At 57.9% G+C, this 23,454-nt stretch carries 15 protein-coding genes; 5 read left to right on the forward strand and 10 right to left on the reverse strand.

The annotated features are described in order from the left end of the window. Positions 1-2: 2 nt before the first annotated feature. Genes M5D89_RS09910 through M5D89_RS09925 form a run of 4 tightly spaced genes read right to left on the reverse strand, consistent with a single transcriptional unit; the run spans position 3 to position 8,626 of the window. Positions 3-3,101 carry a type I restriction endonuclease subunit R gene (locus M5D89_RS09910; protein ID WP_248885648.1) on the reverse strand — a complete coding sequence of 1,033 codons (3,099 nt, stop codon included), beginning with the start codon at positions 3,099-3,101 and terminating at the stop codon, positions 3-5. Then, positions 3,088-4,509 carry a restriction endonuclease subunit S gene (locus tag M5D89_RS09915; RefSeq protein WP_248885650.1) on the reverse strand — a complete coding sequence of 474 codons (1,422 nt, stop codon included), beginning with the start codon at positions 4,507-4,509 and terminating at the stop codon, positions 3,088-3,090. Before M5D89_RS09915 ends, M5D89_RS09910 begins: the two co-directional genes overlap by 14 nt. Next, positions 4,509-6,893 carry a type I restriction-modification system subunit M gene (locus M5D89_RS09920; RefSeq protein ID WP_248885651.1) on the reverse strand — a complete coding sequence of 795 codons (2,385 nt, stop codon included), beginning with the start codon at positions 6,891-6,893 and terminating at the stop codon, positions 4,509-4,511. The genes M5D89_RS09915 and M5D89_RS09920 overlap by 1 nt, the downstream gene beginning before the upstream one ends. An 11-nt stretch (positions 6,894-6,904) precedes the next feature. After that, positions 6,905-8,626 carry a DUF262 domain-containing protein gene (locus M5D89_RS09925; RefSeq protein ID WP_248885652.1) on the reverse strand — a complete coding sequence of 574 codons (1,722 nt, stop codon included), beginning with the start codon at positions 8,624-8,626 and terminating at the stop codon, positions 6,905-6,907. 236 nt (positions 8,627-8,862) lie between these two features. On the opposite strand from M5D89_RS09925, the gene mobF reads away from it, so the two are divergent. The 5 genes from mobF to istB all read left to right on the forward strand — a co-directional run bounded on the left by mobF (position 8,863) and on the right by istB (position 15,727). Then, positions 8,863-11,736 carry a MobF family relaxase gene (gene mobF / locus M5D89_RS09930; RefSeq protein ID WP_248885654.1) on the forward strand — a complete coding sequence of 958 codons (2,874 nt, stop codon included), beginning with the start codon at positions 8,863-8,865 and terminating at the stop codon, positions 11,734-11,736. Between the two features lie 558 nt (positions 11,737-12,294). Next, complete coding sequence (locus tag M5D89_RS09935; RefSeq protein WP_248885656.1) at positions 12,295-12,606, forward strand: hypothetical protein; 312 nt, start codon at positions 12,295-12,297, stop codon at positions 12,604-12,606. Between the two features lie 12 nt (positions 12,607-12,618). Then, complete coding sequence (locus M5D89_RS09940) at positions 12,619-13,335, forward strand: hypothetical protein (RefSeq protein WP_248885658.1); 717 nt, start codon at positions 12,619-12,621, stop codon at positions 13,333-13,335. Positions 13,336-13,500: 165 nt separating this feature from the next. Beyond that, entirely contained in the window at positions 13,501-15,006 is a 1,506-nt protein-coding gene (gene istA / locus M5D89_RS09945; protein ID WP_248885659.1) for an IS21 family transposase, read from the forward strand. Further along, positions 14,996-15,727, forward strand: coding sequence for an IS21-like element helper ATPase IstB (istB, locus tag M5D89_RS09950; RefSeq protein WP_283102980.1), 732 nt, complete (start codon positions 14,996-14,998; stop codon positions 15,725-15,727). Before istA ends, istB begins: the two co-directional genes overlap by 11 nt. 62 nt (positions 15,728-15,789) lie before the next feature. Here istB and M5D89_RS09955 read toward each other — a convergent pair whose 3' ends face one another. The 6 genes from M5D89_RS09955 to M5D89_RS09980 all read right to left on the reverse strand — a co-directional run bounded on the left by M5D89_RS09955 (position 15,790) and on the right by M5D89_RS09980 (position 23,265). Further along, positions 15,790-16,776, reverse strand: a complete 987-nt coding sequence (locus tag M5D89_RS09955) for a nucleotidyl transferase AbiEii/AbiGii toxin family protein (protein WP_248885662.1) — start codon at positions 16,774-16,776, stop codon at positions 15,790-15,792. Next, the gene (gene abiEi, locus M5D89_RS09960; RefSeq protein WP_248885663.1) at positions 16,769-17,308 is read right to left on the reverse strand and encodes a type IV toxin-antitoxin system AbiEi family antitoxin; all 540 of its coding nucleotides are present in this window, start codon (positions 17,306-17,308) and stop codon (positions 16,769-16,771) included. Before abiEi ends, M5D89_RS09955 begins: the two co-directional genes overlap by 8 nt. Positions 17,309-17,373: 65 nt before the next feature. Then, complete coding sequence (locus tag M5D89_RS09965) at positions 17,374-17,829, reverse strand: 1-acyl-sn-glycerol-3-phosphate acyltransferase (RefSeq protein WP_248885665.1); 456 nt, start codon at positions 17,827-17,829, stop codon at positions 17,374-17,376. 125 nt (positions 17,830-17,954) lie between these two features. Next, the gene (locus tag M5D89_RS09970) at positions 17,955-18,266 is read right to left on the reverse strand and encodes a helix-turn-helix transcriptional regulator (protein ID WP_248885666.1); all 312 of its coding nucleotides are present in this window, start codon (positions 18,264-18,266) and stop codon (positions 17,955-17,957) included. An 825-nt stretch (positions 18,267-19,091) separates the two neighbouring features. Continuing rightward, positions 19,092-22,202 carry an efflux RND transporter permease subunit gene (locus M5D89_RS09975; RefSeq protein ID WP_248885668.1) on the reverse strand — a complete coding sequence of 1,037 codons (3,111 nt, stop codon included), beginning with the start codon at positions 22,200-22,202 and terminating at the stop codon, positions 19,092-19,094. Beyond that, positions 22,195-23,265: an efflux RND transporter periplasmic adaptor subunit gene (locus M5D89_RS09980; protein WP_431307156.1), complete on the reverse strand. Its 1,071-nt coding sequence runs from the start codon at positions 23,263-23,265 to the stop codon at positions 22,195-22,197. The genes M5D89_RS09975 and M5D89_RS09980 overlap by 8 nt, the downstream gene beginning before the upstream one ends. Between the last annotated feature and the right edge of the window lie 189 nt (positions 23,266-23,454).

The following is a 23,454-nucleotide window of genomic DNA, read 5'->3' on the forward strand; positions in this document are numbered from 1 at the left end:
TTTCACGCCGACACCCCAGTCGGCGGCGGTGACTTTGGTGGCACCGCCCCCGGGTGGTAAGTCGCATCGAACACCGTGTCCGTCAGCCAACGCTTGAAGTTGGGGTTGTCGCTGAACTGCTTGAACAGTTCGGTGTGGTCAGACAGCAGCTCCAGCACAACGCGGTTCAGCGCTTTGTCGTGCTCCAGCTTGGCGTTTTGCTTGTCGGAGTTCGCTTGTGCGTTCTGGTAGGCCTTGTCCTGCGCCACCCGCGCCGGGATCTCCTCGGCGATGACCTTGCGGATCTTGTCCTCGTCCTTCCACTCGATGTTGCCGAAGAGGTCGTTGAAGGTCTTGATGATTGCGGAGAGCCTGTCGATGTCTGCCTCGCCTTTGCCGCCTCCACCACCGGGTGGCACCGGCTCGACGGTGGCGTCGGCGTCGGCCATCGCCATCTTCAGCGCAGCTTTGGCCTCAACCCGGTAGCTGTCCATGTCGATGGTCTCCAGCACCCCCTTGGAAAGATCTTCCTCCTTGGGCGCGGGCAGCTTGGGGATAAGGAAATTCAGGAAGATCGACAGCTTCTCCCACGTCGGGTGACCGTAGCTCAGGATCGCGGCGAGGAAGCCGTAGCTGCGCACGAAGGCCTTGGCCTTGCCCTTGAATTTGACCTGATCGTCCTCGCCGAGCTTGTCGGTGTATTCGGCCACGCAAGCATCGAGGATGGGGTCGAGTTTGTCCCGATCTGCGCCGCTCAGGTACAGCGCCACCAAGTCTTCCACCTGCTGCCAGCTGTACACCTGCTGCCCGTCGAGTTCGGGTTTCAGGTCGTGCAGCTTGTTGGCGTCGGTTTCGCCGGTCTGTATGGTGGCGCGGTAGTAGTCCTGAAACGCCGCCTTCACCGCCTCGGCATTTTCAGCGAAGTCGAGCACGAAAGTGTCGTGCTTTTGCGGGTGCGCGCGGTTCAGGCGTGACAGGGTCTGCACCGCCAGTACGCCCGCCAGCGGCTTGTCCACGTACATCGTGTGCAGCAAGGGCTCATCAAAGCCGGTGACGAACTTGTTCGCAACGATCAGGAAGCGATACGGGTCTTGTTTGAGATTGGCCGGAATGTCCTTGCTCGGAAACCCGTTGAGGTCGGCCTCGGTCTTCTTCTGTCCGCCAATCTCGAAGTCGCCCGAGTACGCCACGATGGCCTTGTACGGGCTCTTGATCTGCGTGAGGTAGTCCGACACCTCGCGCCAGTAGTCGATGGCCCGCGCGATGCCGTTGCACACGATCATCGCCCGTGCCTTGCCACCGATCTTCTGCTTGCCCGCCACCTGCGCGATGAAGTGATCGACCATGATCTCGGCCTTGCGACGGATGGCCTTGTCGTGCGATTCGACGTAGTGGCGGATCTTCTTCAGCGCCTTCACCTTGTCGAATTCCGGGTCGTCCGCCACCGTCTTGGCCACTTGGTAGAAGCTGTCGTAAGTGGTGTAGTTCTCCACGACGTCGAGGATGAACTTCTCCTGGATGGCCTGCTTGGTGGTGTAGGTCAGTTCCTCGGGCGAGCGGAACTGCACTTTGTCGCCAACCAGGGTCTTCTCGCCGAACAACTCCAGCGTCTTGTTCTTGGGTGTGGCCGTGAATGCGAAGTAGCTGGCGTTGGCCAGCAATTTGCGCGAGGCAATGCGCTTCTCGATTTCGGCATTGACCGCATCCTGCGTGCTGTCCTCTTCGAACTCCTCTTCGGCAGCCTTGCCGCTGGAATCGTGAGCGGCGGCTTTGCCGCCAAGGGCTTCGTGCATCCGCGCCGTGGTCTTGCCGCCCTGGCTGGAATGCGCTTCGTCGATCAACAGCGCAAACTTCTTGTCGCTGAGGTCACCCAGCTCATCGAGGATGAACGGGAATTTCTGCACCGTGGTGACGATGATCTTCTTGCCCCGGCGCAGGTACTCACGCAGTTCCTGCGCGTTGTCGGAGTGGCCGAAGATCGCCGCCACGTGGTCGTAACCCTTGATGGTGCGGGCAATCTGCGTGTCCAGCGCGCGCCGGTCGGTGATGACGATGATGGAGTCGAACTGCGCCGTCATCGGGTCGTCCTTGCGGCGCAGTTCCACCAGTTGGTGCGCCAGCCAGGCAATCGTGTTGCTCTTGCCGCTGCCTGCCGAATGCTGGATCAGATAGCGCTTGCCCACCCCATCGGTGTGGGCACGGCGCAGCAGTGCACGCACCGTGCGCAACTGATGGAAGCGCGGGAAGATCTGCTTGCGTTTCTTGCGTTTCTTGCCGCTGGCGTCTGCTTCTTCCTCCTCCACCACCTGCGCGTAGCTCTCGATGATGTTGGCCAGCGACTCGCGGGTCAGCACCTGCTTCCACAGGTAATCAGTCTTCAGGCCATCCGGGTTGGGCAGGTTGCCTGCGCCGCTGTTCCAGCCCTGGTTGAACGGCAGGAACCACGACGCCTTGCCCTTCAGCTCGGTGCAGAACGCGGCCTCCGCGTCATCCACCGCGAAGTGCGCCACGCAACGCCCCAGCTGGAACAGCAGTTCCCGGGGCTCTCGCGTGGTCTGGTACTGGACGATGGCGTCGGCCAGGGTCTGCTTAGTCAGCGAATTCTTCAGCTCGAAGGTCAGCACCGGCAGGCCGTTGATGAAGACAACCAAGTCCAGTTCGTTGCCGGAATCGTTGCTGTAGCGCACCTGCCGGGTGACGCTGAAGATGTTCTTGCCGAAGGCGTCCGCAGCGGCAGCGTTGCCCGGCGTGGGCAGCAACTTATAGAGATCGACGTGTACCGGCCCATGGCTCACGCCGTGGCGCAAACAGTCCACCACGCCGCGCTTGGTGATCTCGCCCTGCAGCCGGTGCAGGAACTGGGTGCGATTGATGCCGTCCGCCGCCAGTTCCAGCGTTTCCACCGCCTTGGGCTGGGTGGCCTGTAAGAAAGCCAGCAACTGCACCACATCCAGCGCCACGTCGCGGTTGTAGTCGGTGGGTTTGCCCTGAACATAGCCGTTGTGGGTGGCGGCGAAGTCCGTGGGAGCCAGCGCATGGCTGTACTCGGGCTGCGGCACACCGGTCAGGCCGCGCACCACGCGCGCCTCGAACCAGCGCTCGCTGGTGTCAGTCTTCGCCATCGCCATCCTCCTCTTCGGTCACATCTTCTGAATCATCAACGAGCGCAGCCAGCGCCGTGTCGTCCACCACGTCCTCCGGGCCGGGCTGCCAGCCCCGCACGTCCACTTGGCCCGTGACCACATCGGCAATCAGGCGATCGCGGTATTCCCGGATTAGCTTGATTTCTTCTTCGGTGCGGGTAATGGCGTCGTCCAGCGGCTGGCATTCGTCGGTGATCCAGCGGCAGATGGCTTTTTGCTCCTCGATGGGTGGTAACGCGATGACTGCGTTCTTCACATCGTGCTTGCCGAGTGCAAAGCGCGTGACGCCGGTGGCGAGAACGTGGAACTGCTGCGCCGTGCGCGCCGAGCCGATGGCGCGAAACAGGAACTCTCCCAACACGCGATCCGGTACGGGACGCAGCAGGCCGAGGTGATACGCGCAAACCACGCCGGGCAAATCCTCCGGCACCCACGCGGGTACACCGATGTCGTCCGGCGTTTCGGAATCTTTCGTCAGAATGACATCGCCCGCGTTCAGCGTCAGGCGGGCGATCTCCGCCGCCGTCGCTGTGGCGCGCATCAAGTCCATATCGTCGGTGATGCGGTCATTCTTGTAGACGTCGGTGTAATTGCACAGGCGCACCGGTGTTTCGTGGTCGTGTGAATGTTTGTCCACACCGCTGAAGCGCACGTCCGCGACGTGCTTAATGAGGGCTACCTCCCAATGCTCGGGCACCTCGCCCAGCCATTCGATGCCTGACGGCTTCAGCGCTACTGATGAATCAAGGCCGCGCGTGACAGCGTGGTCGATGATGCGCAGCTTCTGCTCGGTGAGCAGCTTGATCAGATCACGCTTGGTCTTGATGAAGCGGGCGATGTGCGCGTCCTGCGCGCGCAGGTAGGCGACGATCTGGTCTTGCTCGGGGCGCGGCGGCTGGATCAGCACAATGTCGAGGAACTGGTTCGGGTACAGGCGCAGGCGCGAGGATCGGATGCCCGTCGAGCGCCCGATGTATTCGGCGACATAGGCGCGGGTGCGCAACAGGTAATCGAGATACGCCGGGTTGAAGCTGTCGGCGTGGTGCGGGCGGTACACGCCGTAGGCCGGACTGACGATGCCCACGTGCCTGCTCGCACCAAGCGCCGCCATCCACGCCCACAGCGTGTTGATGACGATGTCGCCTGGACGGCACAGTTTGGAGCCAACGTAGCTCGCAGCCTTGAACATCGTGACCTTCTTTTGACTGCGCGGAGTAACGCCAGTGAGGTGAGACACCGACAGCAGTTCTTCCTGTCCGGTCTTCGAGCGCTCATCCACCTCGCGGAAAAAGGTCTTGGCGCGTTGCTCGCTCCAGTGTTCCGGCACAGCGGGTAACCAGCGCATCTTCGGCTGCCGGTAGTTCGGGTACGCGCTCGCCACCGTCATTACGCGCCCCCCACGATCTTGTGCAGCAACCCTTCGCTCTGGCGCTCCAGCGCGAGGATGTCGGCGCGGATTTCTGCCAGCGTGCGCAGCGGCGCGGGCTTGTAGAAATAGCGGGCAAACGAAATCTCGTAGCCGATCTGGGTCTTATCCGTGGCGATCCAGGCGTCCGGCGCGTGCGGCAGCACTTCGCGGGCGAAGAAGGCGACGATGCCGCCCGGTTCCTTCAACGGCACCTGCTCGGTGTCGCGCAGCTCGCTGTCAGGCTCGTACTCGACGATGAAACGATCCTTGCCCACGGTCTCCAGGTACGCGCCATCGAAGCCAGGCTCGAAATGCTCGCCCGCCTTGAGCTTGCTGCGCTTGGCGATGACCGGCGGCGCGGCTTCGTCGCGCCAGCTCACCGCCTTATAGATGGCCTTCTTCTCCGGCGCGCCGAGCTTGTCGCCCTGCGCCTTCAGCGCAGCATCGAAGCGGGAGCGGAACTCATTGTGGTCATCAAACACGGCGCTGCCCAGTGCCTGCTGCGCCCGCTGCGCCACCTCCATCAGCCCCTTGTCGCGCTGCCACGTCGATGCGTCGAGCAGCTTCTTGCGGCGCTTGGCGGGCACGGCCTTACGGGCGGCGGAGGCTTCGCCATCATCGCCGCTGTCGCTGTCTTCGCTGTCGTCGTCTTCGTTCTCGTCCTCGCCTTTCAGCCACGCCTCGATGGCTGGTTTGCGCTTGGCGAACTCGGTGTAGAGCGCCTCGCCGTGGGTGGCGTAGATCTCGGCGCGCAGCACCTCGTCGCCGGTGGCAAACCGCAGGGGCTCGATGCGCTCGTCGGAGAGCTGGTTTTTCAGGCGCAGCGGGCGCTCGACGGTGATCTTCCAGTAGCCGAAGTCCTGGGTGTCGAACCATTTCGACTCGGCGGTTTCCTGCGCCTCGCCGAGGTAGAGGTCGAGGATTCGCTGGATGTCTCCATCCGAGAGTTCGCAGTTCTTCTTGCCGAGGTTGCGGCGCAGCGGCTGGGACCACTGAGATGCGTCGATCAACTGCACTTTGCCACGCCGCGCTTCGGCCTTCTTGTTGGCCAGTACCCAGATGTAGGTGGCGATGCCAGTGTTGTAGAAGATGTTGAGCGGCAGGGCGATGATGGCTTCGAGCCAGTCGTTCTCCAGCACCCAGCGGCGGATGTTGCTCTCGCCCTGGCCTGCGTCCCCTGTGAACAGCGCCGAGCCGTTATGCACCAGCGCAATGCGGCTGCCCAGCGGCGTGTTGTGCTTCATCTTTTGCAGCTTGTTCACCTGGAACATAAGCTGCCCGTCGCTGGAGCGGGTAATGAGCTTGAACTCGTTGTTGCCCGCGTGGCTGACGATGAAGCGAGGGTCGTTGAATTCCTTCTTGCCGCCCATGCGCTCCAGATCGGTCTTCCAACTCTTGCCGTAGGGCGGGTTGGAGATCATGAAATCGAATTCGCGGCTGCGGAACTGGTCGGCGGACAAGGTGGATTTGTCCGCGCCACCGACGATGTTCTCCGCCTCCGCGCCTTCGCCCTTCAGGAGTAGGTCTGCCTTGCAGATGGCGTAGGTTTCGTCGCTGATCTCCTGCCCGAACAGGTGGATCGACACTTCCTTGCCATGCTGCTCGGCCAACTCGTGGAGCGCTTCCTCGGCCACGGTGAGCATGCCGCCGGTGCCGCAGGAGCCGTCGTAGAGCGAATAGGTGCTGGACTCGATGCGGTCGGCCACCGGCAGGAACAGCAGCTTGGCCATGAGCTGCACCACGTCGCGCGGGGTGAAGTGCTCGCCTGCCTCTTCGTTGTTTTCTTCGTTGAAGCGGCGGATCAGCTCCTCGAACACCGTGCCCATGCCGTGGTTGTCCAGCGCGGGCAGCTTGATGCGGCCGTCGGCATCCTTGACGGGCAGCGGCGCAAGATTGACCTCGGGGTCGAGGAAGTCCTCGATCAGGTAGCCGAGGACGTGGGAATCCACCAGCTTCTGGATTTGGTTGCGGAAGTTGAACTTGGTGAGGATCTCCTGCACGTTGGGCGAGAAGCCGTCCAGATACGCAATGAAGTCATTACGAAGCCGCTGGCCTGCCGCGCTGGCTTTCAGCTTGGCCAGCGTGAATTCCGAGACGTTGTAGAAGGCCTGGCCTGCCGCCATGCGCAGCGCACCGTCCTGCTCGGCCACCTCGTGGGTGTCGAGAAACTTCTTGCGCTTCAGCACCGCGTCCTTGGTGGCTTCGAGCACGGCGTCGAGCCGCCGCAGCACGGTGAAGGGCAGGATCACGTCGCGGTACTTGCCGCGCACATAGACATCGCGCAGACGGTCGTCAGCGATGTTCCAGATGAAGTCAGAAATCCATTTGATCTGGCTCTGGTCTTGTTGTTGTTTCTTCTGCATCGACACGTTCCTCAGTTCTCCGCCGTGCCTGTTGTGGAAACGGCGAGATTCCAGTGATCTTTGAGCACGCCGACAAGGCGTTTCTGGCGCTCGGCCAGAAGCGTGGGCGTCCACTCGTTTTCTGCTCTGACTTCCTGCGTCAACACGAAGGGCGACGCCTTGCCTTTGCCCCTAAAGTAGGCGTCCTTCTTCTTGGCAAAATCGTAGTTGCCCGCAGATGAATTCTTTTTTCTATCCAAAGGTACCAGATTGGCCAAACGGTGCGTCCAGCCATCGCGCTCGTCTTCGTCCGGGAACCACTTGATCCAGCCCGAACCGTCGGGCGGGCTTTGTGGCAAGACGTGTTCTAGAGACACGGCATCTTGAAGCTGCACTCCGGGGGCGCGCACCAAGGACTCAAGGCGCAAAACCAGCGCCATCCGTGCCTTGGGCAGATCGTCGTACACGTCTCCATCGAGTGCCGCGACGAACTTGCGCTTTTGCGCGTCTGTCAGCGCCAGCGTGGTGAGCGCAGCCAGATCCCCCTTGAAGGTCTCCGGTTCAATTTCCTTGGTGAGCGCGGCGTAGGTTTCGATGCGCTCGTTGATGCCGACCTTAGTGACCAGCAGGAAGTAGGTCAGGCGTTCTAGCGACTGGAAAAATTCTGCGAGCAGTTTGGGCTGCTGCCGGAAGCGCTTGAAATAGACCAGTGCCGGTGGCACCCAGTCCTTGAAGTCCACACGATTGAGCCAAGACAAGTGCTCGTTGATGGTCTCGGCGTGCTCCGTGGCCTCAAAGTCGGCGTCGCGCACGAAGTCCCACACCTCGGCGTAGGGTTTGATGACCTTGTCGACGAGGTCGATGGGAGCCTTGCATTCGGTGACGTGCTCCTGGAATTCCTTGACCAGCGTGTACTTTTGCTTCTTCTTGGCGTAGATGCTGCGGATGTGGCCGAACAGGTCTCCGAAGGCGTCGCGACCCAGGGCAGTCTCGATGCGGCTCCACTCTTTGGCGTAGGCCCGGCTCTTGACGTCGCCTGCCGTGGTACGGATCAGGCCCAGCACCTGCGCCTTGATGATGTCGATGGGCGCGAGGTCGAGTCCCCGGTTGTTGAGTACAGAGAAGATGCGGTATGCGGCTTCGAGGTCGGGCGTGGAGATGACAACCAGCGAGCAATCGTTGGCCAGGAACTGCCACAGCGCAATGAGGTCGGCGGGTGGTATCGCCTTGGCCTTGGCAAGCAGCAGCATAGCGTTTTCGCGGTAACGCAGGCGGCTGTCTTCCAGCTTGTCCGTGCTGGCAACCAACTGCGTGATGCCGCCCGGCTCCTGGATATTGGTGCGGAAGAAGTCGGCATCTTCCTCACGGGCGGTCAGGCGGTACTCGTTTATCTCGCCAAGACTGACCTTGCCCTTTTTGTAGAGGAAGTCGGTGATGTCGTCTGCTGCATCCGGCATCACGGTGCGCAACACGGCAAACAGCATCGTGAGCGTAGACAGGCGTTGCTGACCGTCGACCACCGAAGATTTCGGGTCCCGGTCGTTCTTGATCAGAACGATGCTGCCCAGGAAGTATTGGCTGCTGGCCCCTGAGACACGCGCGTCCTGCATCGCCGAGTACAGATCATCGAACAGCTCTGTGGCCTGCTCGGTTGTCCAGGCGTAGGGACGCTGGTAGTCCGGAATCTCGAACTGGTAGCTGCCTTCGAAGATCTCCCGGATCAGTTTGTCGTGGGCTTCAAGTGTCTTGGCCATTTTTGCGCTTTCACCTTTTTTCAATTTAGTTATGGGGCAGGAGTCGAGTCTGGATTCTTCGGTTATCTCGCGCCCTCTGGGTATCTGGACTCCTTTGGCTGTCTGCATGATTTATACCACGAATGCCGATGAGCGCAGTACAGCCCGGCTGCACTCCCAAGTAACCTGAGAACAAAATCATTTTCGTTGACACCACGACAGCTATTCACAGGAACCATTGGATGGCGGGGTGTGGGATGATTCGGGTCAAACCTATCAAAAGCAGTGGCGGTGCGGCAGGGGTCGCGAACTACCTGCGCAACGAGCACGTGGGCGAATCGGCAGAACATGCGGTTGGTTATTACAGCGAGAGCGGGGGGGCGCCTTCTTTCTGGGCGGGCCGTGGTGCGCAAACGCTGGGTCTGACAGGAGCGGTGGACACGGTCCAGTTCAAGGAATTATTGGAAGGTAAGCTGCCAGATGGCACGGATTTGGCGGCCAGGCACGAAAACCGTCGCATGGGGGATGGCTATGTCATCAGTGCTCCCAAGTCGGTGTCTATGATAGCCTGCGAGGACGAACGCTGGAAAGTGTGGCACGACGAGGGCGTCAAGGCTGCCGTAGTCTTCCTGCAGGAAAGAATGGTCTATGCCCGTCTGGGCAAGGGCGGCATGGTGTCCGAGTACAACGGAGATATTATCGCCGCCGTGCATCGGCACGAGGACGCCCGTCCAGTCGATAGTCTGGTGGATATGGACCTGCATAGCCATGTGACAGTCATCAATGCCATGCGTCGGGCCGATGGGCAATGGACCAGCATCAACAATGACCAGGGCGTCGACTGTGAGCTCCAGAAAGAAGCCGATGCGATTTATCTGGCCACAATGGCCCGATTGGCCGTAGAGCATGGCTACGAACTGGAGCAAAGTGCAACTGGGTTCGAAGTAGCGGGCATCAGCCGCGAGCAGATCGAGGCGTTCAGTCGGCGGCGGGAGCAGATCAAGACAAACCTGGCGGAGACTGGCGGCATTAAGAACGCCAGCGTGGCACAACGGGACGCTGCGTGGGCTGTAACTCGCGCGGACAAACGCCAGTTGAGCCAGTCGGAGCAACGTTGGGAGTGGCGGCAACGCCTACGAGAGGCCAAGGTCCCCACCCATGAGCTATGGCTGAAAAGCAGGAGGCGAGCGAATGAGCGCAAAGAGCCCCCGCATGATCAAGCTGCGGTGGCTGTAGAGATTGGGCTGGATCACTGCAGTGAGCACGAAACGGTATTTTCGGTGTCGGCAGTCCGGGCCGAGGCTCTGCGGCAGGGTATGGTGCAGGGCCTACCCATTGAGGCCATCGACTCTGCCCTGCAGGCGGCCCCAGAACTACTGGATGGCGGACAGGTGGACCGGGATGGAACCGGCAAGATCCGCAAGCTGCACACCACCACACGGGCCGTTCAAGAAGAGTTGGTGATCCAGTCAATTGCCACACAGGGGCAATCGGAAGCGCTTCAGTCTCCAGAAGCCGTGTCGGCGCTGCTGGAGATAAGGGAGAAAGCGCAAGGCTGGACCTATACCGAAGGGCAGAGGGAAGCCATACAGATGGCCCTCAGTGGTCGCGAACGACACCAAGGCATCGTGGGTGCGGCCGGCGCCGGGAAAACCACCAGCATGGCCGTCATCGTGGAACAGTATCGGCAAGCGGGATACCAGGTAATCGGGCTCGCTCCTTCGGCCAAAGCTGCGGCAGAGCTGCGATCGGCGGGCTGCGAAACCCAGACTCTCGAGTCCTTTCTGCGGAGTAAGCCCGCAGAGAGCCCTGGGAAGGTCCTCTATGTCGTTGATGAGGCGGGCATGGTGTCCCGCAAGGATCTCCTACGATTTTATCGGCGTGCGGAGCGGGACGGGGGGCGGACACTGGTTGTGGGCGATCCCAAACAACTGCAAGCCGTGCAGGCCGGCAACCCCTTCGAGCAGTTGTTACAGTGTAACGAATTCCGGCAGGCCACTATCAGCCAGATCAACCGGCAGAAGGATAAGGCGCTACTGGCGATCGCCGAGGCTTTCGCCAGCGGAGACGCCCAGAAAGGATTGCAGCTTGCTGAACCGTATATCCGCGAATTTGCAATGCCCACGCCTGAGCAAGGTCAAAAGAAGCTCGACAAAAGCGTCAAGCAGGAAGTGTTGGCGAAGGCTGCAGCAGAAGCCTACTTGCGGCTGTCTCCCGAAGACCGGAACCAGACCTTAGTCCTTGCTGCCACGAATGGCACCCGGCAGGCCGCTAATGCACAGATCCGAAGGGGCCTCATCGAACGGGCAGAATTGGGCCGAGACTCCGTAATGCTCACCGCACTGGACAAGGTCAGCCTGAGCACAGCCCATCAGGGCCAGGCGGCATTCTACCAGTCGGGACAGGTGGTAGAGCTGGGCCGAGAGGAGAAAGGAGTCGGAGCGCGGGGTACCCGTTGGAAGATCGTGGGGACAGAGAATGGAAAGCTGCAAGTCGTCCCACTGCACGAAGAAGGGAAAGTGCCGGCAAACCTCACGCCTTCGACAAAGCTGCAACTGTACAATACGCGGCAAATGGAACTGCGCGACGGTGACAAAGTCCTGTTCCGAAAAAATGACAAGAGTCGGGATATCGATCTCCGAAACGGTGATGATGCTGTAATCGCAATTTCCGATGGCAAATTATTTGCCAACATGGGTGACGGTAAATGGGTGGAATTGAAGTCCAGTGAAGTAATGGATTACGGATACTGCCGAACGGTTCATGCCTCGCAGGGGGCTACAGTAGATCGCGCCATTATCATTGCCGAACAGACTAAAGCCGGCGCAAACCTTGGCTATGTCGCTCTGAGCCGGGAAAAGCATCATCTGGAGATTATCACCGACAACAAGACGAAGCTTGCAGAAAGTTGGGGTAAATATGTCCTACAGGAATCTGCTCGGGATGCGGAAATGCGCGGTACAACACAGGCCGCCAGACAGCAGGCTAGCAAAGTCCTATCTTTCCAAGCCAGCCGCACTCGGGAGGAAGAACAAATTCATCGCGGCGTCGTGGACAAAGAGAAATCGCGCATCGTATCGAACGCCGAAAAAAATCGTAGCCGCGCTCCAGACCAAGGCATGGGCATCTAGCCATTCCACTGCCAAGCCAATGCGAACGTGACTGCGAAGTGAGGGTGAGCGCAGCGAGCTAGGACGGAGCCTGGAGCGGGAATCTGCAAGACGCAGGTTCAGGGGAGCTAGCCGCCAGCCCCGTTCGCGCTCTTCGATGACCCCCACAAGTCCAGCGAGAGGGACGGGTGCAGGGATTCGCGCATTGCGATGTCCCCGCCTCGGTACCCATCGCCCATCCCATGCCGATGACCAAGCCGAGGGTGCTGAGAGCAGAAATCGCGCCGGATTCGTGATTTCGGGACGCAGCACAAATGCAAGCGGAGCGTCCCCCCAAAGGGGTGCGTTTGTGCGGATAAAAGCCCAACCCGAAGGGTGGGCGTATACACACGACATTACATCGGCACCTGCATTATTTGCACGGCAAAACGTGCAATTCCCTCTCCATCGCGAGCCATTCCCGTGTTCCTGCGTGTCAACCAAAAACCAAGCCGTGTTTTCGGTTGACATCCCGCTAGCCATAGGCAAGAGGCGTAAATCAGGCACGGGTCTCAATGTCTCTTACAGGAGGGTCGATTTATGGCACGAACGTTCACGGCAAAGGTGCTTCCATACCTCGAAGCCATCGAGACGGCACATCGGGCCGGTGAATCGTGGAAGGATATTTGTGTACTGCTGGAAGCGGTCATTGACGCCCGGTTTGGGTCGCCGGTTTGCCTCAGCAACGCAGTTCGGCGGGCACGAAAAGGGGTAAACGATGGCCGCCTCTGGACGGAGCAGCGACCGTTGTCCGGTATGGCACCAAAGGCAGTGGACTTACCCGCAACTATCAAAACAACTAGTTCCAACGAAGCACGAAAATCCATCTCGATCGATTTAGATAAACTGTAACAGGAGATTGCAATGAAGCATCTGGTGATTAGTCATGGGGATAAAGGCGGCGTTGGGAAAAGTATCTTTTCCATGCTTGCCGTGGAGTTTGGGTTATTTTCGGGGAGGAATGTCGCAATCGTCGAAGGTGATACCAAAATCGGAGATGTGAAGGCACGGTACGAGAATGTTGTCTCCGTCTTGTCGGTTAATTTGGACAAAAGCGGCAAGGATGCCGAGAACGCGATAGCCACCTTGTTCGGCCATCTGGAAGCGCTGGAAAGTGATTATGTCGTGATGAATGCGCCCGCCAATGCGCACAAGGCACTGGACTCCTACGCGGAGCTCATTGTGCCGGTTGCGCGGGAGTTAGGATTTCAAATCTGCGTGGCGTGGATGATTGGGCGGGAATCCAGCAGCGCGACCCTTGCGAACGAGTCTGCGATTTGCCAAATGGCGGATCGAAAAATGGCCGTCGTCAATCGGCATGAGTCAGATTACGACCTGGATTATTACTGGTTCACCGTTCCGCAATTCAAGGATGCCTGGATAGCGTCTGGAGGTCTGACCGGCGAAATCCCTGAGCTGGCCTCGCGGGTAGGGGCGAAGATCAAGGAACATCAAGGCCGGTCGTTTGCCTCGCTGGCCGGCAGGGAAAGCCCATTGTTCATAGTAGAGCGCCAGATCATCAAGAACTGGCTACGGAAATCCTGGGAAGAATCCATGATCCCATTGGTAGAGGAGAAGTGAATCATGAAAATTGTGACCGAAAAAGAAACGCCGACCACGGAGCCCATGCCTCAAGCTGTTAATCAGCGTGCAAAAGTGAACAGGTGCAGGTAGGAATCAGCGTCGAAAACTGAACACCTGCTACCCTCTCGGGATTTGGCCCGGGAGGTACCTGGAGTGCTTTGCATGGAAACGATTGCCAAGATTCGCCTGCTGTACCACGTTAAGAAGAAGTCCATCAGCGAGATAGCCCGGCAGTTTCGCTTGTCGCGGAACACGGTCTACAAGTACCTGCACCACGATGGAGATGTCCCCAAGTACACCCGCCGGTCCTCGGCGAAGCCCCAACTCGGGCCTCATGAGGCCATTCTGCAGAAGTGGGTGGAGACCGAATCGCATCTGCCCCGCAAGCAGCGTCGGACGGCGCGCCGACTCTTTGAGGATCTGCGCAAGGAGGGCTATACCGGGGCCTACGATAGCGTCCAGCGCTGGGTGAAGCACTGGAAGGTCGTTGAGCATCCGGGCGTGCAGAAGGCCTATATCCCTCTAGTCTTTCGCCCTGGCGAGGCCTATCAGTTCGACTGGAGCACCGAGACGGTCGTTTTGGGCGGCGTGACGCACACCGTGAAGGTGGCGCAATTTCGGCTCACCCATAGCCGGATGTCTTTCGTTCGGGCCTATCCCAGGGAGACCCAGGAAATGGTCTTTGCCGCCCACCAGGAGGCCTTTGCCGCCTTTGGCGGGGTGCCCGAGCGGGGGATTTACGACAACCCCAAGACCATTGTCGACATGGTCTACCGCAAGCTCGTTGAGGGACAAGATCGGGAGTTCAATCCCCGGTTCCTGGCGATGATGAACCACTATCTCATCGACCCCACCGCCTGCACGGTGGCGGCCGGCTGGGAGAAGGGGCAGGTCGAGAACCAGGTGGATACGCTGCGCAAGTGGTTCTTCACCCCCACGCCGCGCTTCGATGACATCGACCAGCTCAATGCCTGGCTCTGGCAACAGTGCGTGGAACGCGCGCAGAGCGAGGCTCACCCCGAGCAGAAGGACCGCAGCATCTGGGAAGTCTTCCAGGAGGAGCAGTCCTCCCTGCGCGCCTTTCGGGCAACCTTCGATGGATACGTCGAGGTGCGGGCGCGGGTGTCCAAGACCTGCCTGGTGACGGTGGATCGGAACCAGTACAGCGTGCCGGCCCAATACGCGGGCCAGTACCTGCAGGTACGCCGCTATGTGGACCGTATCCTGGTCCTGCACGAAGGCCAGGCGGTGGCCAGCCATCGGCGGCATATGGGGCGCGGCCAGGTCTTCACGGATGTCATCCACTACCTGGATGTCCTGGAGCGCAAGCCCGGTGCCCTGCGCAACGGGCGCCCCTTCCAGGAGCTGCCTCGCGCCATCACCTCAGTGCGTCAACGGCTGCAAAGCAAGCCCTTGGGGGATCGGGAGTTCGTCACCGTACTCCTGATGGCACGGGAATACGGCATCGACAATCTGGAAACCGCCTGCGCCATGGCCCTGGAGCAGGGTGCCGTGAATGCCGCGGTGGTACTGAACCTTATGCATCGTTTGGCGAATCCGCTGCCCCCGGCCCCGGTGTGTACGCCGGAGGCTCTGCGTTTGCAGGATGAGCCCCGTGCGGACTGTGCCCGCTACGACTTGCTGCGGGGGAATGCCTATGTCCACTGAGCTGCTGCAATCCCTGCGTGCTCTGCATCTCTATGGCATGGCCCTGGCGGTGGAGGATTGGATGGACCAGCGCCTACCTCAGGATCCCGAGACGTGGTTGGGGCAACTCCTCGCCGCGGAAAGCCAGGAACGCAGCAATCGTAGCCTCCTCTACCAGATGCGTACCGCACGTTTCCCCGCCCAGCGCGGCCTGGAAGACTTCGACTTTACCGAGAGTCCCGTGGACCAGAAGGCGCTACAACGACTTGCCGAGGGCCACAATCTGGGCGCCGCCCACAACATCATCTTCGTCGGTGGTACTGGGACCGGGAAAACCCATCTCGCACTGGCTCTCGGACACGCTGCCATCTACCAGGGCCATCGTGTGCGCTGGTTCAACGTCGTCGATCTGGTCAATCAATTGGAGCAGGAAAAGACCCGTGGCCAGAGTGGCCGCCTGGTCAAAACCCTGCTGAACATGAACCTCGTCGTCCTCGATGAGCTGGGCTACTTACCCTTCTCCGAGTCCGGTGGCGCCTTGCTCTTTCACCTGATCAGCAAGCTCTACGAGCACACCGCGCTGATCGTCACCACGAACCTCTCCTTCGGGGAATGGGTCCAGGTCTTCGGCGACGCCAAGATGACCACCGCCATGCTCGATCGCCTCACCCACCACTGCGACATCATCGAGACAGGGAACGACTCCTACCGCTACAAACAGCGCCGCTCTCTCCCCCTCTGAAACTGTTCAAAATTGGACGCTGACACCTGTTCAAATTTCGACGCTGATTGACATCCAGATGGTTACAGGCTCAGATCTGGTTTTCTTCGGGTTCGTTTTGGAGGGGATGGCTCTTTAGCGTGAGAACCGAACTCCTTTTGTAACTGCTTGAGAACGCCATTTACAGCGGTCTCAAAGTATTTTCCATGCCCAAAGCTCTCAAACGTCCGGTCATACAGAGTTTTTGGTACAAATCTCTTCATTTGATCCTGGAAGTCATGTCCGCTTGCAATGACGGGGATTGCAGCGATAGCTTTCTCCAAAAGCTTTTGGTAGTTCCGCAGACCATAGTCTTCGGCTTTCTTTTCCACTAGCCGTGCATCCATTTGGGCTCCGTGCCCAACCAGCCAGGCAATGTCCCAAATGTCCCTGTGCCTGATACGTGTGGGGGTGAGTTCTATCTCCCCGCCATCCGACCTGGAAATGGATGCTGGCAAGGCAATCAGCTTGTCAGCCAGAATCTCATTCTTTGATTCGACAGGCACCAATGGCTGGCTGCGACCTTCCAGAACAGAATAGTTAGCCCGCAATGGAAGAATATCTCGTGTGTAAGCAGGGATATTGGCGATTTCCATCTTGATCTTCTGTTTCGGGATATCTGGCCTTTCTGGACTGGTTTGAATGGCAACCATCCACTTTTCAACACGTACCAGGTTTGACGATGGCGTCCCACGGGCATCAGAAAAAGAACGAGGCTCGCGCACGGATACATCCAGACCAAATCTCTTACCAATAGTATCGATGATGCACTCTTTGATCGCCACCATGCCTTTGGCGGAAAAATCTTTACCACCAGCGAAGTCCAAATCCTCACTGAACCGCTCCGAACCATAACATAATCGTAATGATGTTCCGCCCTGGAAGACCAGCGACTTGAGCAAGCCTGCACCGTCCATTGCGCTAAAGATTTCATAATGCAGCAACTCCTTTTCAACTACTGGACGAAGGAATCCCAGCCCATCAGCCTGCATGGCCATATTTACATAGCGCAAAAAATCTTCATCATTCATCCTGAACTTCCTCCCAATCAATCAATCCCGTATTGCGTCCAACACGAAGTAAGTCCTTTACAGCAAAAGTTTTCTTAGCAATGCGCAGAGGACGCCCAGGAACAATTATTGTCCGATCCAGAAGGTCGGGAATGCTGCGCTTGGTGTGGGTGAATTCAATTGTGCCAAACGGCGTGGTATGTTCGCCCTTGGCTCCTGTGGTCATGACAGTCAGACGATCCATGGGAATCTGGGAAATTACGCCATACTCAGACAAGATACTTTCTAGTGAAACGTAATTAAAATCACTAGGGCGCAACTTCTTCGCAATGTGCTCGATCAACCATCCCCTGTACCGAGGAATGGCCGGCGCAAAAACATACACGCCCCTGGCAGAGCGCGCCAGAAGACCGTCTCGGCACATGCGCTGAAGCCCTTTCTCAAGCGTTTTCTCATCCTCAGGGAAGATCTTCTCCAGGTCACCCTTGGAGAAGGCGACAATCCCTTTTTGCTCAAAATGGGCAAGCCTCTGTAATAGGTCAATACGATTCATGTCATTAAAAACCAGACTATATATTAGGGTTTATATTGACATAATACCAGATTCCCCAAGTATGTCTATCCAATCTTGCGCAAGTGAACCCACCTCTCACGAGAAACAGCGTTGTCCAACCGCACCGACGGCAGCCGAAACCTGCGATGAAACAGCCGCAATTCCGTCACCGAACACCGGGACTTCCTCACCAACCAGTCTGCGCCAGGCCGGTCCGGACGATCCGGATCAACGACCCCCGTGCCCTGGGGGAAGAGCACGACACCGCCGCCAGCAGCAAGGGTGCGCAGAATGACACGCATGGCCATGGGCGAGCGAGTATCCAGCGGAACCATGTGACGCCCGCCCGTCAGACAACCATAGAGCGCCAGTAGCGGACGAAATACCCGATGGCGGGCATAGTCTGGATCAACCGCAAATAGATAGCCGCGGTGCCCCCCCACCATCTGCAGATAGCGGGCCACAACTGGACCGTCCAGCAAGGACACATGCGGACGCACAAGAATCAGATGGCCTGACATCGATGTCTCCCAAGAGTAGAGGAGGGGATGTCAGGGTATAGATCGGGGGAGGGTTAAATGAGATCTGAACGGGAGAAGGGGATTACAGGTCGATATCCTGTTTTTTTCCTGGCAAGTTTGCCCGCCTAACAAAGACCTATGGTGGCCTGAAGAATCTCTTGCAAAGTCGGAAAACGCTTGTGACGCAGGTTTCCATACAAAGGAATGTCTGTCTGAATGGGCGCTTCCTGCTCCGGCTCCTGCAGGGGGATTAGCTGAATCTGCAGCCCCAAAATTTCGGCAATTTCACCGACTGTGCTTACCGACAGTCCAGCCCCCTGCTCATAGGAGATCAAAGTAGCACGAGAGACGCCGACACGCTCTGCAAGTTCCGCCTGGGTGATTCCCAACGCCCGTCGGGTTCTGCGGATTTCTGCGCCGAAGCTCTTTGCATCCATGTGGCACCTCCTGAATCGGAAGACTCAATGTGCCTCAGACAAGCCTTAATGTCGAGAATATTTGACATGCACAGTTTGGCAGATTGCAGAGCTAGAGGACTGGACGGCGATGGTTGTTGCACCAAGTCCCGGAAGCAACACGAGTGACGGAGCCTGCGACGGCGCGAGGGTTGCGCTGGGACGATACCGGGCGGACGTACTCCTTCTTTATCTTGCATTCATTCTTCTCTCTGATACCATCGGCATCAATACGAATTCATTTTTTTTGCATGTATGTCGTATAGACTAATGCGACTGGGTTGCATAGGTGATTACCAAAATCCAGTGTTCATGAACAACTGGATTGGATTTGGAACGAGCCTAAAACTACAAGCGCAGTCCTCACTCATTCTCGCTATCCCAACTACGAAAGCGCTGCACTGACAGTAAACTCGCAGGAGTTTCTGGGCCTTTGCGTAGAGGATAGCCACGCGTGGTAGCCTTATGTGCTTGGCGTCAAGGTGAGCGCTGCCAACGCCTAGCACAGCAATCTCCTCGTTAGCGCACGGGCCTTCCACGGGAATCCCTATGATAGCCAAACCCTGCACGAGCAACTGGAACAGAGTGCTATCCTGATCCAGGATGTCAGCACCCCGCCAGAGCAGGTCTTCGTCGCTCTGGGCTATCGGGTCGGGGATGCGAACAATCCTGCCGCTCATATAATCCACGAAGGCAAGCAAGCACAAAGCCTCAGCGGCCATAGGTGTAGGTGTTGCAGTACGGCATTTTCTGCCATCTCCTAAGTTTCAGGAATCGCCTTCTGCTCATCTCATTCTCCTTGTAGAACTACCGCAAGCCTAATCTCCGCCGTTGCCAAAGCGCATACAATGCAGGAATCACCAATAGTGCCAGGAGCGTTGCGCTGAACATGCCGCCAATCATCGGCGCGGCAATCCGTTTCATCATGTCGGCACCTGTGCCATGGCTCAGCATAATGGGCAAAAGTCCTATCACGACCAAGGTAAATGTCATCGCTAATGGTCGCAGACGTAGCATTGAGCCCTCAATAATCGCAAGTTGAAGATCGTGCCAATTGTTTAACGAATTTCGCATCTGATGCTTTACCAGTGCCTGATCCAGGTACAGTAGCATCACCACACCGAATTCCACTGCGACGCCCGCGAGAGCGATAAATCCAACGGCGACTGCAACCGATAGTTTATAGTGTAGCGCATAAACCAACCAGAGACCTCCCACCAGCGCAAATGGTAATGTCACTAATATGATAGATACCTCGGCCCAGCGACGAAAATTGAGATAGAGAAGCAGCACAATCACCAATAGTACGGCGGGAATCACCAACATCAGACGTTGCTCCGCCTTTTGCATGCTGCGATATTCTCCGACCCAGGAAAGTGTGTATCCGGCGGGAAGATGAACCTGAGAAGCAATTGCCCGTTGTGCCTGACGCACATAACTGCCGATACTCGTCCCTGGCTTTAGATCAATGGTGATCCAGGTATTCAGGCGACTATTGTCGCTAGTCAACATGGAAGGGCCATTTTCCAACGTGATCCGAGCCACCTGCGCCAATGGAATTTGCGCCCCACCGGGCGTTGCAATGCGGCTCTCGAGGAGAGTCGCAAGGGATTGCCGTAGTCGCCGAGGATAGCGCAAGTTCACTGGAAACCGCTCTACCCCCTGCACCGCCGTAGTAATGACCTGCCCTCCTACGGCAGTAGAAACCAAGCGATTCACATCTGCTATGGAGATCCCGTAGCGCGCTGCGGCGCGTCGGTCCGTATGCACGACGATGTAGCGACCACCAGTGACACGAGTTGCATATGCGGAATCTGTATGCGGGACGCCCAGTAAGACCTTTTGTACTTCCTGACCCAATCGGTTCAGCGTGCCAAGGTCTGTGCCGGTAATTTTTATCCCCAGCGGAGTTTGCAAGCCCGTGGTCAACATATCGACTCGGCCCTTGATCGGCTGGGTCCAGTTGTTTGTGAGGCCAGGAATTTGCAGGGCGGTATTCATCAAGTTCTGCAAATGATGCTGGGTCATACCGGGCGGCCAATGATCCGGGCGCCTTAGCGTTACCACCGTATCAAACATGGAGATGGGTGACTGATCGGTCGCAGTTTGCGCTCGACCCGCCTCCCCAAATACGCTCTTTACCTCAGGGAATGTCTTGAGAATCCGGTCGGTGAGTTGTAGCAGCGCGCCCGCTTCGCCATAGGAGATCGCCGGGTTTTGCGCGACGGGCATATACAGCAAGGTGCCCTCATCGAGGGGAGGCATCAACTGGGTACCAAGACGCTGCCACGGATAGACCAAGCTGGCGGCCAGCAGGGCAGACACTAACAGGACCAGCCAGGGGAACTTCAGGACGCCGCGAATCATAGGCTGATACAGAGCTACCAGCCATCGGTTAATTGGGTTTTTTCGCTCTGCGGGGATATGGCCGCGAATAAACCATCCCATGAGGATGGGAACCAAGGTGATGGAAAGTATGGCCGCTGCGGCAATGGAAAAGGTTTTAGTATAGGCGAGCGGTGCGAAGAGTTTTCCCTCCTGTCCCGTTAGGGCAAATATGGGAAGGAAGGAAATCGTAATGATCAACAGTGAAAAAAACAGCGCAGGCCCCACCTCCAAGGCAGCCATTTGCGCACTATGCCATGGGTTCGCCTCAGCCTGCCGTTCCAGATGCTTATGCATATTCTCAATCATGACGACTGGCGCGTCGACCATCACTCCAATGGCAATGGCAATTCCGCCCAGCGACATGATATTCGCCGGAATATCGAGCCAATACATAATGACGAATGCAACCAGTATACCCACGGGCAGTGCGATGAGCGCCACCAAGGCAGAGCGAACCCGAACCAAAAACAGTAGGGCGACCAAAGAGACGGCAATCATCTCTTCGAGCAATTTGCCGGTCAGAGTGCCAATACTTCGTTGGATGAGCGGACGCTGGCTGTACGTGGTAACTACCTGCACTCCCTTGGGCAGGGCGGGGCGAATTTCTTGCAGCTTTTGTTGAATGCGCTGAATCAGGGCATTGGCATTGCCATTTTGATTCATCATGACGATACCACCGACTACCTGACCCTGCCCATTGAGATCGGCGATACCGCTCGGCAATACCGGGCCCAGTTGAACGCGGGCCACCTGACCGATGGTGATCGGAACGTCATTGGCGACGGTCAAGGGAGCCTGTCGTAGATCCTGTAATGAATGGATATAGCCCGAGGTACGCACAATGTAACGGGCCCCGCCCATGTCCACGACCGAACCGCTGGTCTCACCATTGGCAGCGCGAATTGCGGCTTCCACTTGCTCCAGCGTCAATCCATATGCCAACAACCTATTAGGATCCACGACGACTTGATACTCTTGAGTCATACCTCCTACAGTGGCCACCTGAGCGACTCCAGGGATACCTTGCAAAGCAAATTTCAGAAACCAGTTCTGCAGTGTCGTGAGTTGGGCGAGATTCAGGGTGCCCGAGGGATCCGTCAGAGCATATTCATAAACCCAATCGACACCGGAGCTGTCCGGACCCAAGGCTGGGGATACGCCGGGGGGTAGCTGCGCCTGCGCCTGATCCAGATATTGCAACACTAGGTTTCGCGCCTGGAAAATATTCGTCCCATTCTTGAACAGTACATAAACGTAGGAGTCACCAAACATCGAGTATCCACGCACCGCTTGTGCACCGGGCACCTCTTGCAGCGTGGTTTCGAGCGGATAGGTCACCTGATCCTGGACAATCTGGGGAGCTTGTCCAGGGTAGCTGGTTTTCACAATGACCTGGGTTGGAGAGATATCGGGAATGGCTTCCAGGGGAATGTATTGCAGGGCCAGAATCCCGGCAACGGTGACGAATAGCATAGCCAGCAACACCATAAATGGGTTGTTCATACACCAACGTATCGTGGCTTTAATCATGGGTGCTGCCCCCCATTGCCATCCCTTTCATGCTGGACGCCGCAGGCGTTGCCGGTTGCGCAGCTGTTTTGCTGGGCATTGTAGACGCAGTGTTGACCGTCGCGGCGACGTTACTACCTAACATCCGTGCCTGAACGGACTGAAATTGCGACTCCGAGTAGAGCAGGAACTGGGCATTCTCGACCACTCGCTCACCGGCCTGCAGTCCTTTGGATATTGCGGTCCATCCGTCGGCTTCCGGTCCAAGCTGTACTTGCACAGGCCGAAAATGGCCGCCCGGCTCATGCAGCATCACAAAATCCCCTTCCTGGCTGCGGACTATCGCGCTGCTCGGGATTGCGAGCATGCGCTGGGCTTGTGCGAGTAGGGTGGCATCGGCATACATTCCAGGGCGCAAGGTGCCGCCTGGATTCGGGAAACTGAGGCGCGCTGTCACAGTGCGACTTTGGCTATTGACGGTGGGGTAGAGAAAGCTCACCCGGCCACTCCACGTTTTTCCTGGGTAATCCGGAAGCTGTAGGGTCACCTCGTCGCCTAGGTGTACCCGGGAGAGTTGATATCCATAGAGCGCTACATTGACCCAGATACGTTGGAGGTTAGCCACCTGCATGAGGCTGCTCTGTGGGGTGATATACCCTCCTTGCCGGGCTGACAGGCTGTCGATCACCCCGGAAACGGGCGCATAGACAGGGATCACCTTTTCCGCGGCGCCGGTCTGCCGAAGTTGTTGAATTTGCGCATTGGAAAGTCCCAACAACTGCAACTTGGTCTGCGCCGCAGAAACCAGACCATTCCCCAGGTCGATTCCGGCGGCCTTTTGCGCTACGAGATAGTCCTGCTCGGCGCTGTAAAGTTCTGGCGAATAAATCTCGGCAATCTTCTGACCACGAGATACAGGATCGCCAACGGCTTTGACCGGCAGTTGTTCGACCCACCCGGAAAAGTGTGGATTGATGGCATACAGGCGGTTTTCATCAATGGCCACCGTTCCTACGGTATGGATGGCTTGCCCCATCTGTCGTTCCTGGACTGTAACCAGGCGCACCCCCAAGGTTTGAACCATTCGGGAATCGACGGCGAGGCCTGATGTTGAAGATTGAGCGGTATGGGCAGGCTGAGAATATATTGGAATATATTTCATCCCCATGTTGTCTTTCATCGGATGACTTGAATGAATGGCAGGATTCATGGGATTGGCCCAATACAGGATATGCCTAGGGCTTGGTGTGGTGGTCGCGCGCGGAGAGTGCGA

It is taken from the genome of Acidithiobacillus acidisediminis, assembly GCF_023277115.1.
GTDB lineage: Bacteria > Pseudomonadota > Gammaproteobacteria > Acidithiobacillales > Acidithiobacillaceae > Igneacidithiobacillus > Igneacidithiobacillus acidisediminis.

Bases quoted from the DNA above. Each gene is read 5' to 3' on its own strand.
- M5D89_RS09925 (WP_248885652.1), bottom strand. From the start codon at position 8,626: ATGGCCAAGACACTTGAAGCCCACGACAAACTGATCCGGGAGATCTTC.
- M5D89_RS09910 (WP_248885648.1), bottom strand. From the start codon at position 3,101: ATGGCGAAGACTGACACCAGCGAGCGCTGGTTCGAGGCGCGCGTGGTG.
- M5D89_RS09935 (WP_248885656.1), top strand. From the start codon at position 12,295: ATGGCACGAACGTTCACGGCAAAGGTGCTTCCATACCTCGAAGCCATC.
- abiEi (WP_248885663.1), bottom strand. From the start codon at position 17,308: ATGAATCGTATTGACCTATTACAGAGGCTTGCCCATTTTGAGCAAAAA.
- M5D89_RS09980 (WP_431307156.1), bottom strand. From the start codon at position 23,265: ATGGTTCAAACCTTGGGGGTGCGCCTGGTTACAGTCCAGGAACGACAG.
- M5D89_RS09955 (WP_248885662.1), bottom strand. From the start codon at position 16,776: ATGAATGATGAAGATTTTTTGCGCTATGTAAATATGGCCATGCAGGCT.
- M5D89_RS09940 (WP_248885658.1), top strand. From the start codon at position 12,619: ATGAAGCATCTGGTGATTAGTCATGGGGATAAAGGCGGCGTTGGGAAA.
- mobF (WP_248885654.1), top strand. From the start codon at position 8,863: ATGATTCGGGTCAAACCTATCAAAAGCAGTGGCGGTGCGGCAGGGGTC.
- istB (WP_283102980.1), top strand. From the start codon at position 14,996: ATGTCCACTGAGCTGCTGCAATCCCTGCGTGCTCTGCATCTCTATGGC.
- M5D89_RS09975 (WP_248885668.1), bottom strand. From the start codon at position 22,202: ATGATTAAAGCCACGATACGTTGGTGTATGAACAACCCATTTATGGTG.
- M5D89_RS09970 (WP_248885666.1), bottom strand. From the start codon at position 18,266: ATGGATGCAAAGAGCTTCGGCGCAGAAATCCGCAGAACCCGACGGGCG.
- M5D89_RS09920 (WP_248885651.1), bottom strand. From the start codon at position 6,893: ATGCAGAAGAAACAACAACAAGACCAGAGCCAGATCAAATGGATTTCT.
- istA (WP_248885659.1), top strand. From the start codon at position 13,501: ATGGAAACGATTGCCAAGATTCGCCTGCTGTACCACGTTAAGAAGAAG.
- M5D89_RS09965 (WP_248885665.1), bottom strand. From the start codon at position 17,829: ATGTCAGGCCATCTGATTCTTGTGCGTCCGCATGTGTCCTTGCTGGAC.
- M5D89_RS09915 (WP_248885650.1), bottom strand. From the start codon at position 4,509: ATGACGGTGGCGAGCGCGTACCCGAACTACCGGCAGCCGAAGATGCGC.